Genomic DNA, 14,086 nt, shown 5'->3' with positions numbered 1-14,086 from the left:
CAGCCTGACGTAAGGGCAGGGTCAAACCAGATGTCCGGCCCGGCTACTGGCCGACCGTCCGCGCGGCCCACGCGGAGAGCTCGGACCGTGCGGCGTTCAGCACGGCGGCCGTGGGGCTGCTCGCCCCGTTCGTCACCAGCGCGTAGTGCAGGACGCCGGAGTCCGAGTCCGTGAGCAGCAGGCGGCGGCTGCCCGTGCCGCCCGGTTCCGCGGCCACGCCGATCGGGGTGGCCGCCGTGTACGAGGGCGGGGCGTACGCCGTGCCCAGGTCGGAGACGACCGTGTTGGACCCGGTCGGGAACGACGCGGGCAGGTGCAGTTCGGTCGGTGCCGTGCCGCTGTTCGAGCGCCACATCAGCAGCCCGTACTGTCCCGAGCCCACCAGCTGCGCCACGTTCGGCAGCGAGCTGGGCACCGGGTTCCAGGTCAGGGTCGTGTCGCCGTCACGGGAGCGGTCCTCGTAGGTGAAGGCGACCGTCGTGCCGGACGTGGCGCTCGGGTAGATCCGGTCGAGCAGTCGGGCGTCCTGGCGCAGCACCGGGGTTCCCGAGTCGTCGAGGCGTACGGCTGACAGGTCCTCGTCGTTCCAGGCGTCACCGGCGGTGAGGACCTTGTCGGAGTTGCCGTTCATCAGCTCGCGGTGGCGTCCGTTGTAGATGTCCCACTGCCACTGCGAGCCGGAGAGCACCGGTCCGGAGCCGGCCGGGTTCGACCACCAGCTCCTGCCCGGCACACGGGAGTCCAGGGCCTGGTACATCGCCTTGAGCACGGTGGGTGCCTTGTCGGAGACCGATCCGGCGAGCGGGTGCCCGAACTCGCTGATGATCGCGGGGGTGTTCGTGGCCGCGGCGCGGTCGCGGACGGTGCCGAAGTCACCGGCGTACTGGCCGTCCTCGGCCTTGCCCCACATGAAGACGCCCGAGATGGCCTTCTGGTCGTAGAAGTGGGTGTTGAAGACGTAGCGGGGCCCGAGGGTGCCCGCGTCGAGCAGGCCGCCCTCCTGCTTCTGGAAGTCGAGGTTGGCGTTCCAGAACAGGTTCGGTTCGGCGAAGAGCGGCTTGTCCTGCCAGCCGGCCGCGTCCATGCGGGAGCGGAACTTCTCGTAGAACGGCCACAGCACGTCGCGTTCCCAGGTGCGGCTGGTCTGGCCGGAGTCGTAGACGCCGGCGTGCGGCTCGTTGTAGGGGTCGAAGCCGACGACGCCCGCGAACGCGGCGGCACTCAGGTTCTGTTTGACGTACGCCATCGTCTTCTGGGCGGTGGTCAGGAAGGCGTCCTGAAGGCCGTACTCGTCGTGCCAGAAGTCGTACGACGCCTGCTTCACGGCCTCGTTCTGGGTGATGTTCTGGCCCCAGAACAGGCAGATCCCGCAGTTCTCGTCCGGGTAGTCACCGAGGTCCACGGCCCACTTGGGGGCGCCGTCGCCCGTGTACCAGCTGTCCGGGTCGAACAGGTGGCGGGAGTAGAGGTCCTGGTGGAAGTCGGGGTAGACGCGGACGCCCGCGTCGAGGAAGGCGCGCATCTGGGCGGTGGCGGCGGCCAGGTACGCGGTGTCGACCTGGCCGCGTACGGGTTCCGCGTAGGCCCAGGAGAGCAGGAAGCGGATCGAGTTGCCGCCGCCGAGGGCGCGCAGCGCGGTCGCGGACTTCTTCGCGTCGGCGACCGAGGCGAAGGGCAGGCCCTTGTTCTCGGCCAGTTTGGTCTCACCGGAGACGTTGTAGCCGCGCAGGACGACCTCACGGCCGTTTCCGTCGGTGAAGCGGCCGTTGTGGACGGTGAGGGGCGTTTCGTCGAACCAGAGGGAGTCGGGGAGTGCGGCGGCGGTGGCGGGAGAGGGGCCCGCCACCGACAGGGATCCGAAGAGGACGACCAGGACAACGAGCAGACGCGTCCGGATGTTCGGCATGTCCACTACAGTCCGGTGATATCAGGACACCGTCAACACCCCTGACTCTGGAGTAAGTTAAGACTCGGCCATCACGCCGGCCTCACCCTTCGTGATCGTCCCGATCCAGGCACGGACCGCCGATGCCGTCGTCTCGCCGTGTTCCCGCATCATCGTCAGATGGTCGCCGGGGACGTCGACGACGTCGTGCTCCGTGGGCCAGGACGTCCGCCAGTCGTCCGCGTCCGCGCAGGCCGCCATCGCGGGCGTGGGCCGTAGCGCGCGCACCAGGAGCGTGGGCGTGCGGACCGGCTCGGGATCCCAGCCCAGGAAGATGCGGTTGTAGGCGCCCAGCGCGGCCAGGGCGGTGTCGTCGTCCCCGGTGAGGACGGGCCGTCCGGTGTCCTGCGGCAGTGGGGCGGCGAGGGACAACAGCCAGTCCTTGCCGCTGTTGTCGGGCGTGATGTGGTAGGTGTCCAGCAGCACCAGTCCCGTCGGCGGCCGACCCATACCCTCCAGTTCCCGCGCCACCAGGTGCGCCACATTGCCGCCTGCCGACCGCCCCACGACCACGAAGGGCCCGTCCCCGACGTGCCGCAGCACGCACTCGGCCTGCGTCCGCGCCAGCGCCGCACGGTCCTCCGGGACGGCGGCGCCGGCGCCGATGCCCGGGTGCGGGAACTCCAGGACCTCCAGGGGGTCGGGGTCCTTCGCGAAGGCGCGGTGGAACCGCGGGTACTCTCCGCCGTCCGAGGCGAGCGACGGATGGTAGGCCGGGAAGTACACGATGGTCGGGCTCTTGGAGCCGGGCCGGCCGTGGCAGCGGCGGATCGGGGGCAGTGCGTGCTCGCGGCCTCGGACGGCCGGGAAGGTGGGCAGCGCCCAGGACGCCGTGACGAGGAGGTGCATCGCCGCCACCGGGTTTCCGGAGGCACTGACCGTGCGGAACAGCGAGGAGAGGGTGTACGCCTGCCGCTCCGCCTCGGTCGTCCCAGGGGCGTCCGTGGCCGCCGGTTCGTCGTCCAGCAGGCCGAGCAGATGGCGGGCCAGTCCCTCGGCCGTGCGATGCTCGAACACGACCGCCGCCGACAGCCGGAGCCCCAGCCCCATGCTCAGCTGATTGCGGATCTGTACGGCGGTGAGGGAGTCGAACCCCAGGTCGGCGAGGCTCTTGCCGGCCGGAAGCGCGTCGGCGTGCGGATAGCCGAGCACCGCGGCCACGTCGGCCCGCAGCAGCGTCACGAGCGCCGCCTCCCGCTCACCCGGTGGTGTCCGGGCCAGCCGCTTCCGCCACTCCCCCGGCTCGGCCGTCTGCCCGGGAGAACCGGCGGAGCCGGAGGCGGTGGCCGTGGCGCTCGGCCTGCTGGGACGGACGAGGCCGCGCAACGGTGCCGGCAGGTGCTCGGCACCGGAACGCAGCGCAGCCCGGTCCAGCAGAAGCGGCGCGAGGACCGGCTCCCTCGAACGCACGGCCGCGTCGAACAGGGCCAGCCCCTGCCGGGTGGACAGCGGCAGGAACAACTCCCTTCCCTGTGAGCGCTGTCGGGACTGCCCGGCCGCCATGCCGCCGCTGTGCTCCCACGGCCCCCACGCCAGCGACAGCGTGGGCAGTCCTTCGGCGGCGCGGCGGTGGGCGAGGGCGTCGAGAAAGGAGTTCGCGGCCGCGTAGTTGCCCTGGCCCGCCCGGCCCAGCAGGCCGGAGACTGAGGAGAACACGACGAACGCCGTAAGATCCATGTCACGGGTCAGGTCATGCAGATGCCACGCCGCGTCGGCCTTCGGCCGCAGCACGGCCGCCATCCGTTCGGGCGTCAGCGAGTCCAGCACTCCGTCGTCGAGCGCCCCGGCGGCGTGCACCACCGCGCTCAGCGGCGGCTCGCAGCCCCGGACGACCTCGGTCAGCGCGGCTCGGTCGGCGGCGTCACAGGCGACGATGCCGACCCGCGCGCCCAACTCCTCCAGCTCGCCGCGCAGTTCCCGGGCTCCGGGTGCCTGTGGCCCACGGCGACCGGTCAGCAGCAGATGCCGTACGCCGTGTTCGAGGACCAGGTGACGGGCCAGTTCCGCGCCCAGCGCACCGGTGCCTCCGGTGACCAGCACCGTGCCGTTCGCGCCGAAGGCGACCTCGGTGTCCGGGGTGTCGCCGGCCAAGGCAAGTCGCGGAACCGTCACCCGCCCGTCCCGTACGCGCAGTTGCGGCTCCCCGGTGGCGACGGCCGCCGTGAGGACCCGCAGCGACTCCGGCCGCCCGTCCACATCCACCAGCACGACCCGGCCGGGCAGCTCCGACTGCGCCGCCCGCACCAGCCCCCAGACCGCCGCACCGGCCAGATCCGGCACCGGACCGGTGGCGTCCCGCGTGACCACGACCAGCCGTGAGCCCGCCGTGTCCGGATCGTCCTGCCAGTCCTGGAGCACCTGAAGCACGCCGCCGGTCAACTCGTGCACGTCGGACAGTGGATCGCGGCCGGTGGCGGAGTCGGCGGCTGTGACGGCTGTGACGGCTGTGACGGCTGTGACAGCGACGAACTCGGGGGCCGTCCCGTCGGGCTCGGGCAGGAACTCGGCGAGGTTCAACTCGTCCGGGCCGCACACCGCCCAGGCGCGGTCATCCGCACCGCCCCGGAGTTCGAGAGCGGCCCAGTCAGGGCGCAGCAGAGCCCTTCGTACGACGTCGTCCGCGTCGTTGTCGGTCGTGTCGGCCTGGCCGGCCGGGAGTTCCCGCGTGACCAGCGAGTCCACGCGTGCCACGAGCCGGCCGGACGGGTCGGCCATCGTCACCGAGAGCGTGTCCGGGCCCGTCGACGTCACCCTGACCCGCAACCGAGCGGCCCCCGAGGCGTACAGGCTCACACCGCTCCATTCGAACGGCACTCGCAGCGTGCTCAAGTCAGCGGGGCCTGCCAGGAGAGGTGCGTGCAAGGCCGCGTCGAACAGCGCCGGGTGGAGCCCGAAGCGGCTCGCATCCGAAGCCTGCGAGGCGGGCAGCCGGACCTCCGCGAAGACGTCGTCCCCGCGCCGCCAGAGGGCGCCGACCCCTTGGAACGCGGGCCCGTAGGTGAGCCCGGCATCGGCGAGCGCGGCGTACGCGTCGGTGAGGTCCACCGCTTCGGCGTCCCGCGGCGGCCAGGGTTCCGATCCGCTCTCCGCCGTCGCACGCCCGAGGCCGAGTCGGCCGGTGACGTTCCGGGTCCACGGGGTGTCCTCGTCGGAATCCTCCGGCCGGGAGTAGATGTCGAGCGACCGTCGTCCCCGATCGTCCCGCGCACCCACCACGACCTGCGCCCGCACCGCCGCGGAACCGGGCAGGGCCAGTGGCGTCAGCATCACGAGCTCGTCGACCGCGGCGCAGTCCACCTCGTCGCCCGCCCGCACGGCCATCTCCACGAACACCGTCGCCGGCACGATCACCCTTCCGGCGACGACATGATCCGCGAGCCACGGGTGCGCAGCGAGGGACAGCACCCCGCTCAGCACGGTCCGCTCGGTGTCCGGCACCGGGAACGCCGGGCCCAGCAGCGGACCGGCGTCGGCCGCCGGGGGCGGTGCGTCCAGCCAGTACCGCTGCCGCTGGAAGGCGTACGTGGGCAGATCCACGCGCCGCGCGCCGGACCCGGCGTACACCGCCCGCCAGTCGACCGCGGCCCCGGCCACATGCAGCCGCGCCACGGCCGCCAGGACGGTCTCCGGTTCGTACGCACCGCCTCGTGTGGCCGCCGCGAGTACGGTGCCGCTCGTGGGCGCGTCGGTCAGCGAGTCGGTGGCCGCGGCGGTGAGCGCGGGCCCGGGGCCGAGTTCCAGGTAGGCGGAGATCCCGTCGTCCGCCAGCCGCCGCACGGCGTCGGCGAAGCGTACGGGGAACCGGGCGTGCCGCGTCCAGTACTCGGGTGAACAGAGCTCGGCGGGCTCGGCGGGTCTGCCCGTCACGGTGGAGACGACGGGAATGCGCGGCGGTCGGAAGGTCAACTGCCGCGCCACTCCCAGGAGTTCGTCGAGCATCGGCTCCATCAGGGGTGAGTGGAAGGCGTGACTCACGCGGAGTCGTACGGCCCTGCGGCCGGCTGCCTCGAAGCGTGCCGCGACCCCGAGCACCGCGTCCCGCTCGCCCGAGATCACCACCGAGCGGGGGCCGTTGACGGCGGCGAGGGCCACGTGCGCCCCGAACTCCGCGAGCGCGGCGGCGACTTCTTCCTCGGTCGTGTCCAGCGCCACCATCGCGCCCCCCTCGGGCAGTGCCCGCGTCAGCCGGCCGCGGGCGGCGACGAGCGTGGCCGCGTCGGGGAGGTCGAGTACACCGGCGACGTGGGCGGCGGCCAGTTCGCCGACGGAGTGGCCCACGAGCCGGTCGGGCCGAACGCCCCACGACTCCAGCAGCCGGAAGAGCGCGACCTCGAAGGCGAAGAGTGCGGCCTGTGTGAAGTCCGTACGGTCCACGAGTGCCGCGTCCGGTGACCCCGGCTCGGCGGACAGCACCGCGCTGAGCGGCTGTGGGAGACGGTCGTCCAGGTACCGGCAGACCTCGTCGAAGGCCGCGGCGAACACGGGGAAGGCGGCGTGCAGTTCGGCGCCCATCCGGGGGCGCTGAGCGCCTTGTCCGGTGAACAGGAAGGCCGTACGGATCGCCGGGTCCGCCAGTCCTCGGACGACTCCCGGCGCGTCGCGGCCCTGCGCGAGCGCGGTCAGCGCGTCCAGCATCGGCATCCGGTCGCCGGCCGGCACCATCGCCCGGTGGGCGAGGGCGGAGCGCGACACCGCGAGCGCGTACCCGATGTCGGCGGTCGACGCGGTCGACAGGGGCGGCCCGTTCGCCGCTTCGGCCGCCAGGCGTCGGGCCTGGGCGCGCAGGGCGGACTCGTCGGCGGCGGAGAGCAGCCACGGAACGGGCGGGACGGGGGCCCTGTCCTGGGGGGCTGCCTCCGTCCCCGTGTCGGTCCCCGGTGCCTCCTCCAGGATCACATGAGCGTTGGTCCCGCCTATCCCGAAGGCCGAGACCCCGGCTCGCCGTGGCCGGTCCGTGGCCGGCCAGGGCCGGGGCTCGGTGAGCAGTTCGACCCGGCCCGAGGACCAGTCGACGTGCGGTGTGGGCGGGTCGGCGTGCAGGGTCCGGGGCAGGGCGCCGTGCCGCATGGCCTGCACCGTCTTGATGACGCCGGCGACTCCGGCCGCCGCCTGCGTGTGCCCGAGGTTGGACTTGACCGACCCGAGCCACAGCGGCCGGGTGCGGTCCTGCCCGTACGTGGCCAGGAGTGCCTGCGCCTCGATGGGGTCGCCGAGCCGGGTCCCCGTGCCGTGCGCCTCCACCACGTCCACGTCACCGGCGCGCAGTCCCGCGTCCGCCAGCGCCTGGGTGATGAGCCGCTGCTGGGCCGGTCCGTGGGGCGCGGTGAGCCCGTTGGAGGCGCCGTCGGAGTTGACGGCCGAGCCGCGCAGTACGGCCAGGACCGGGTGGCCGCACCGTCGCGCGTCGGACAACCGCTCCAGCAGGACGAGTCCCACGCCCTCGCCCCAGGCCGTGCCGTCGGCCGCCGCCGAGAAGGACTTGCAGCGCCCGTCCGCCGACAGCCCGCGCTGCCGGCTGAAGGCGAGGAACGACTGGGGCGTCGCCATCACCGTGACCCCGCCGGCCAACGCCAGCGAGCACTCGCCCGAGCGCAGCGCCCGCGCCGCCCAGTGCAGCGCCACCAGCGAGGACGAGCAGGCGGTGTCGACGGTGATCGCGGGACCGCGCAGGCCGTACACATAGGAGATCCGCCCGGAGGCCACGCTGCCCGTCGAGCCCAGGCCCAGATGCGCCTCCAGTTCGTGGGGGCGGGTGATGCGGGTGGCGTAGTCGTCGTACATCACGCCGACGAAGACGCCCGTGTCGCTCTCGCGCACCGACTCCGGGTCGATCCCGGCCCGTTCCCACACCTCCCAGGACGTCTCCAGGAGCAGCCGCTGCTGCGGATCCATCGCGAGCGCCTCGCGCGGGGAGATCCCGAACAGCCCGGCGTCGAACTCCGCGGCCCGGTGCAGGAACCCGCCGTGCCGCGTGTACGAGGTCCCGATCCGGTCGGGATCGGGGTCGTACAGGGCGTCCAGGTCCCAGCCGCGGTCGGTCGGGAACTCGGTGATCGCGTCGCGGCCCCGCGACACCAACTCCCACAGGTCTTCAGGGGAGTTGACGTCGCCCGGATACCGGCAGCCCATGGCGACGATGACGATCGGATCGTCGTCGGACGGCCGGTGTGGTCCGCCGCAGGTCTGATGGCGGGTCTCGGGCTCGCTCTCGAAGAGCGCGGCGCGCAGGTGCCGGGCCGCCTCGGCCGGTGTCGGGTGGTCGAAGACGAGCGTCGCCGGGAGGGTCAGGCCGGTCAGCGTGCCGAGCCGGTCGACCAGTTCGACCACGCCGACGGAGGTCATGCCGAGATCGGTGAACGGGCTGTCCGCGTCCGGCTGATCGCCCGGTGGGTGCCGGCAGACGTCAGCGGTCTCGGCGAGCACCGTCGCACGCAGCGCGCGCTCCTGGTCGTCGGGAGAGAGGGCGAGGAGCCTCTCGCGCAGGGGGGTGGCGGCGGGAGTGGTGGCGGCCGCGACCGGGGCGGCCGGAGCGGGGACGACGACCTCGTGTCGGGCGATCTTGCCGGACGCTGTGCGCGGAACGGCGGCGATCTCGTGTATCTCGGCCGGCACCTTGTAGTCGGCCAGCCGGCTACGGCACTCGGCGAGCACCCGCCGCGCGTCGATCCCGTCCCGACCCGGCACGAGGAAGGCGACGGGGACCTCGCCGAGCTCGTCGTGCGGCACGCCCACGACCACGGCGTCGGACACGCCGGGACACTCCGCCAGGACCTGTTCGATCTCCGTCGGGTGGATGTTCTCGCCGCCGCGGATGATCAGTTCGCTGACCCGGCCGGTGAGCCGGAGATGGCCGTGCTCGACGCGGCGGCCGAGGTCGCCGGTGCGGTACCAGCCGCCCCGCAGCGCGGCGGCCGTCGCCTCGGGCTGCCGGTGGTACCCGGTCATCAGGCCCGGCGAACGCACCCAGACCTCGCCCTCGTCTCCGTCCCGCGTGTCCTCGCCGCTGCCCGGTTCGACGACCCGTATGTCCACGCCGGGCACGGGCGGCCCGCAGGTACCGTCGCCCCCGGGTCCGTCGGGGCGGCTGACCGCGATCACGCCGCAGGTCTCGGTGCTGCCGTACGCGTCGAGCAGCGGCGCCCCCAGCGTGTCCGCCACGGCCGCGCGCAGCGCGGGACCGCTCGGCGCACCGGCCACGACGCACAGGCGCAGGGCCTGCGGGGGCTCGCCGGGCGAGTCGAGCAGCCGGTGATACGTCGTGGGCACGCCGCCCAGCAGGGTGAAGGGCCCGCCGAGTCCCTCGTGCGCCGTGGCCAGTTCCCGGCGCAGACCGCCGGGCGGCAGCAGGTCACCGGCGATGCGGGCGCTCGCGCCGACGGCCGTCACGCCGAGGACGGCCAGCGAGTGGCTGAAGCTGTGGAACAGCGGGAGCGGCCAGAGCAGCCGGTCGTCGGGCGAGAGGCCGAGGATCGGGGCGTAGCAGGCGGCCACGGACCACAGCGCCGCCCGCTGCGTGGACAGCACACCCTTGGGCCGGTGGGTGGTGCCGGACGTGTACAGCATCCAGGCCGGATCATCGAGCCCGAGCAGGTCGATCCCCGCGGACCCGCCGTCGCTCTCGGCCGCGCTCTCGAACAGCTGGGTGTCGCCGTCCGGTGTCGGGCCGCCCCCGGTGACCAGCACACCCAGCCCGTCGTACGGCCGTCCCAGGCGCCGCACTTGTGCGAGGTGCGCGGTGTCGGTGATGACGTGGGCGGCGCCGCTGTCTTGGAGGAAGTGGGCCAGCTCGGCGTCGGAGGACCGCGGATTGAGCGGGACGCCGACCATTCCGGCCCGCAGCACCGCGAGGCAACTCTCCACCGCTTCCACGCGGTTGCCGAGGCAGATCGCGACCCGGTCGCCGCGCCGCAGTCCCGTCCGGGTGAGATACCCGGCCAGCGCGCGGGTGCGGCGCTCCAGCCCGGCGTAGGTGACGCTGCGCGAGGAGTCGGCGTACGCGATGCGCTGCGCCGCCGACCCGGCGTGCTCCTTCAACAGTTCCGGCACCGGCCGGATCAGCTCGTCACGCCTCATGCCCCCGCCTTCGAAGTCCCTTGCCGTGCGGCGATGTTGAGCCTACTTGGACGCGCGGCTCACGCTCCGGCTCAGGACAGCACGCGGTGGGTCACACGGGTGCCCCGGCTCGCCGGTCGCGGCTTCACTTGCTCCGGGAACCTCTCCCGCAGCCGTTGGGCTTCCCGGAAGAGGTGGTCGGTGTGGTCCGCCAGCACGCCGCCGAGGAGGAGTTCCGGGGTGTAGAAGGAGCCTGCGGAGGCGGCCACCTCGTGTGCGGTGAGGTCGATCTGGATGATGCCGGTGCGGCGGATCTCGTCGATCGAGCTCGCCCAGACGACGCGCCGCAGATTCGCCCACGCCATCGCGCTCATGCACATCGAGCAGGGCTCACCCGTCGTGTAGAGGGTGGTGTCGGCCCAGCCCCGGTTGCCCTGCCGGCGCACGTAGTCGTTCATGGCGACGACCTCGCCGTGCAGCAGCGGACTGTCGTCCCCGGTGTTGACCCCGCGCCCCAGGACCTCGCCGGTCCGCGTGTGGACGATCACCGCGCCGAACGGCCACCTGGGGTTCCGCCGTGCCTGCTCGACGGCTAGCCACATGAACCGCTCGTGACCGGTGCCGGTGCGCCGGTCAGGCGCGGGGCCCGCACCCGGGCCGATGCCCGGGGCGTCCTGGCGCGCTCCGGCCGCCCGCGGAGGCAGGGCGAACGGCGCCGCGACTCCCGCCGCCACTCCTGTGCACCTGCCGAGGAACCGGCGCCTTCCCGAATCCATACGCGTCTCCTCACCTTGCGCCGCCGGCTCCGCAAGGAAGCCGAATCGTGACAGATCGTGTCCATGGCGGGCTCGGCTCATGCGCATGTGTGACGGTCGGTCACCCATATCGCGCCACGATGCGCACGCGCAAGCAATCTTGAGGTCGACCGCGCGGCTCAGGAGGAGGTGCAGCACGGCGCCCGCACCAGTACACCCACAACCGACAACGCCAGCCAGCCACTACGACCTGCTCGTTCCCCGCAATGCCGCAAGCAGCAGCTCGAAGCTGCCACCTGTGTCCCTCGCATCGGAACCCACGGCAGCCGCCGACCACACCCACATTAGTTCAGGATTTCCTGAATCCAGGGATTCTTGTATTGTCGGAGAGTGCTGACCGTCGCCTCCGACGTCGAAGTGCTCGCGCGCTTCGGCCGTGCCCTCGCTGACCCGATCCGCTGCCAGCTGCTGCTGGCCCTGCGGGATGCCCCCGGCTATCCGTCCGACCTTGCCGACAAGATCGGTGTCTCGCGGACCAGGCTGTCGAACCACCTGGCCTGTCTGCGTGACTGTGGCCTGGTCGTCACCGTCCCCGACGGCCGCCGTACCCGTTACGAGCTCGCCGACCCCCGGCTCGGTCACGCGCTGGACGACCTTCGTACCGCGGTCGTCGCCGTCGAAACCGACCGGACGTGCGTCGATGCGGACGAGAAGGGCTGCTGCTGATGACAGCGATATCCCTCGGACCGTCCCCGGCCCGCCGTGACGTCCTTGCCAAGCGAATACGCCTGCTGGTCGCCGCGACGATCACCTACAACGTGATCGAGGCGATCGTCGCCATCACTGCCGGCACCCTCGCCTCCTCCACCGCGCTGATCGGCTTCGGACTCGACTCCGTGATCGAAGTCTCCTCCGCAGCTGCGGTCGCCTGGCAGTTCTCCGCGACAGAGCACGACGTCCGCGAAGCCCGGGAGAAGCGCACTCTGCGGATCATCGCCGTCTCCTTCTTCGCCCTCGCCGCTTACGTCACTGTCGACGCCATCCGGGCCTTGACCGGCACCGGTGAGGCCGAGCACTCCACCCCCGGCATCGTCATCGCCGCGCTGTCGCTGGCGGTCATGCCGTTCCTGTCCGCCGCTCAGCGCAGGGCCGGACGCGAACTCGAATCCGCGACTGCCGTCGCCGACTCCAAGCAGACTCTGCTCTGCACCTACCTCTCCGCCGTCCTCCTGGTCGGCCTCGTCGCCAACAGCCTCTTTGGCTGGTCCTGGGCCGACCCGATCGCTGCCCTCGTCATCGCCGGCGTCGCCGTCAAGGAAGGCCGTGAAGCCTGGCGCGGAGACGCCTGCTGCGGCCCCGTCCCCATAGCCGGCACCAACGCCGCCGCGGAGACCGACGCCGACGGCTGCAAGCCCGGCCGCACCTGCTGCAACTGACTGCCGTCCTGGGGCTCAGCAAGCGGTCAACGGTCGGTCTCAAACACCCGGGAGCTCATCGCCGCACGGCGGCGGACTCGTCCTGGCCCTCTTGTGGCGCGGGCAGCAGCAAGGCCATCACCGCAACGCTCGCGCACACAGGCGCCGTCGCCAGGAACACCGCCCCGTACGACAGGTCTGGGCCGCCCTCGGCGGTTGCGAGGGCGGCGAGGCCGACGACTCCACCGTCGGGGTCGACGAGCTTGATCTGGTAGCCGGGCACAGCCCTCCCGGAGGAGCCGGGGCGCAGGGCCCGCTCGGTGTTGTCCACGCCGTCCAGGATCGTCGGCCCGTACAGGTCGTGGCATCGTTCCCGGACGTGCGCGGGCAGGGTCTCGGCGGCCGGGACGCACAGCCGGATGGACGACACGTCCCGAGAAGACGCATTCGGCAGGAAGGCGCCTGAGCCAGATCGCCGCGCAGGCACCTCGGCGAGCGATCGTCAGACGTTCCAGATGCCGGTGGCCGCCACGTCGCGGGCGTACTCGGAGAAGTCCTTGGGCGTGGTGCGACCAGCGGCCCCGCGCAAGTACCCGGGCACGCCCAGGAGCGTCCGCGCACGTGCCCTTCGCTTCCGCAAGGTCGATACTGGCGATGACAGCGTTCCCGCCGAGCCGTCTCCGGCACACCCTCGATACCAGACGAGGCGTCATCAAAGTCAGCATTGAGTCAGCATCAGGACCGCCGGCACCGGTTCTGCCAGCCTCACCAGGAAGTACCCACGAGCATGCGTGACATCCTGCCGCTGATCGCCCCCTGGTACACGGCCGGCGTGCCGTTCGGGCTCGCCACGGTGGTCGCCACCAGCCGCAGCGCCCCGCGTGGCCCAGGGGCCGCGATGGCGGTGGGCCCCGGTGACGAGGTCGTCGGCAGTGTGTCGGGCGGGTGTGTCGAGGGGGCCGTGTTCGAGCTCGCGCAGGAGGTGGTGGCGAGTGGCGAGGCGCGGCTGGAGACCTTCGGGTACAGCGACGAGGACGCGTTCGCGGTGGGGCTGTCCTGCGGCGGCGAGATCACCCTGCTCGTGCGTCCGGTCACGGCCGGCTCGGACCCCTCCTTCGGCGAGGTCGCGCAGTCGGTGGCTGCGGGCCGGCCGGTGACCGTGGCGACGGTGACCGACGGGCCCGCGCCGCGCGGGGCGACGCTCGCCGTGTGGCCGGACCGGGTCACCGGCACCCTCGGCGATTCCGGCCTGGACGTGGCGGTGACCGCCGACGCGCGCGGTGAACTCGCCCTCGGCGTCACGGACCTCAGGCACTACGGCCCGCACGGCGAGCGCCGCGAGGACGAGGTCAGCGTCTTCCTGCACTCCTTCGCACCGCCGCCGCGCATGCTGGTGTTCGGCGCGATCGACTACGCGGCCGCGGTCGCCCGCATCGGCGACTTCCTCGGCTACCGGGTCACGGTGTGCGACGCCCGCCCGGTCTTCGCCACGCCGAAGCGCTTCCCCGAGGGCGTCGAGGTGATCGTGGACTGGCCGCACCGCTACCTGAGCGGCACCGACACCGACGAACGCACGGTGATCTGCGTGCTCACCCACGACCCGAAGTTCGACGTCCCGCTCCTCGAAGAGGCGCTGCGCCGCCCGGCGGCGTACATCGGGGCGATGGGCAGCCGCCGTACCCACGACGAGCGCATGCGCCGGCTGACCGAAGCCGGGCTGGGCGAGGGCGAGTTGGCCCGGTTGCGCTCTCCCGTCGGGCTCGACCTCGGCGCCCGTACGCCCGAGGAGGTCGCCGTGTCCGTCGCCGCCGAGATCGTCGCCCTGCGCTGGGGCGGCAGCGGCACCCCGCTGACGGTGACCGCGGGCGCCATTCATCCGCGGGGAGCGCGGGCCTCGTCGGCCCGGGGCTGAACGCCCG

7 protein-coding genes are annotated in these 14,086 nt (G+C 72.6%); 3 read left to right on the top strand and 4 right to left on the bottom strand.

Translation table 11 applies throughout. From position 1 onward, the window contains the following. Positions 1-43: 43 nt before the first annotated feature. From ACZ4UU_RS27865 to ACZ4UU_RS27855, 3 genes are all read right to left on the bottom strand, one after another. Complete coding sequence (locus ACZ4UU_RS27865) at positions 44-1,906, bottom strand: cellulase family glycosylhydrolase (RefSeq protein WP_471906099.1); 1,863 nt, start codon at positions 1,904-1,906, stop codon at positions 44-46. A gap of 57 nt (positions 1,907-1,963) precedes the next feature. After that, on the bottom strand, positions 1,964-10,018 hold the full coding sequence (locus ACZ4UU_RS27860; protein ID WP_471906098.1) for an SDR family NAD(P)-dependent oxidoreductase: 8,055 nt from the start codon (positions 10,016-10,018) through the stop codon (positions 1,964-1,966). A 71-nt stretch (positions 10,019-10,089) separates the two neighbouring features. Then, complete coding sequence (locus tag ACZ4UU_RS27855) at positions 10,090-10,773, bottom strand: nucleoside deaminase (RefSeq protein WP_471906097.1); 684 nt, start codon at positions 10,771-10,773, stop codon at positions 10,090-10,092. A 369-nt stretch (positions 10,774-11,142) separates the two neighbouring features. Between ACZ4UU_RS27855 and ACZ4UU_RS27850 the strand changes: the two genes are divergently transcribed. Together ACZ4UU_RS27850 and ACZ4UU_RS27845 are read left to right on the top strand one after the other, a co-directional pair. Beyond that, a complete protein-coding gene (locus ACZ4UU_RS27850) occupies positions 11,143-11,478 on the top strand; it encodes an ArsR/SmtB family transcription factor (RefSeq protein WP_471906096.1) in 336 nt (111 codons plus the stop codon). Next, positions 11,478-12,188, top strand: coding sequence for a cation diffusion facilitator family transporter (locus tag ACZ4UU_RS27845; protein WP_471906095.1), 711 nt, complete (start codon positions 11,478-11,480; stop codon positions 12,186-12,188). The genes ACZ4UU_RS27850 and ACZ4UU_RS27845 overlap by 1 nt, the downstream gene beginning before the upstream one ends. A gap of 55 nt (positions 12,189-12,243) precedes the next feature. Here ACZ4UU_RS27845 and ACZ4UU_RS27840 read toward each other — a convergent pair whose 3' ends face one another. Beyond that, entirely contained in the window at positions 12,244-12,597 is a 354-nt protein-coding gene (locus ACZ4UU_RS27840) for a hypothetical protein (protein ID WP_471906094.1), read from the bottom strand. A gap of 357 nt (positions 12,598-12,954) precedes the next feature. On the opposite strand from ACZ4UU_RS27840, the gene ACZ4UU_RS27835 reads away from it, so the two are divergent. Then, entirely contained in the window at positions 12,955-14,079 is a 1,125-nt protein-coding gene (locus tag ACZ4UU_RS27835; protein WP_471906093.1) for an XdhC family protein, read from the top strand. Positions 14,080-14,086 lie beyond the last annotated feature (7 nt).

It is taken from the genome of Streptomyces sp. NPDC028907, from assembly GCF_055564995.1.
Note: the sequence above shows the minus strand (reverse complement) of the source record. Positions and strands in the feature narration are given on the sequence as shown.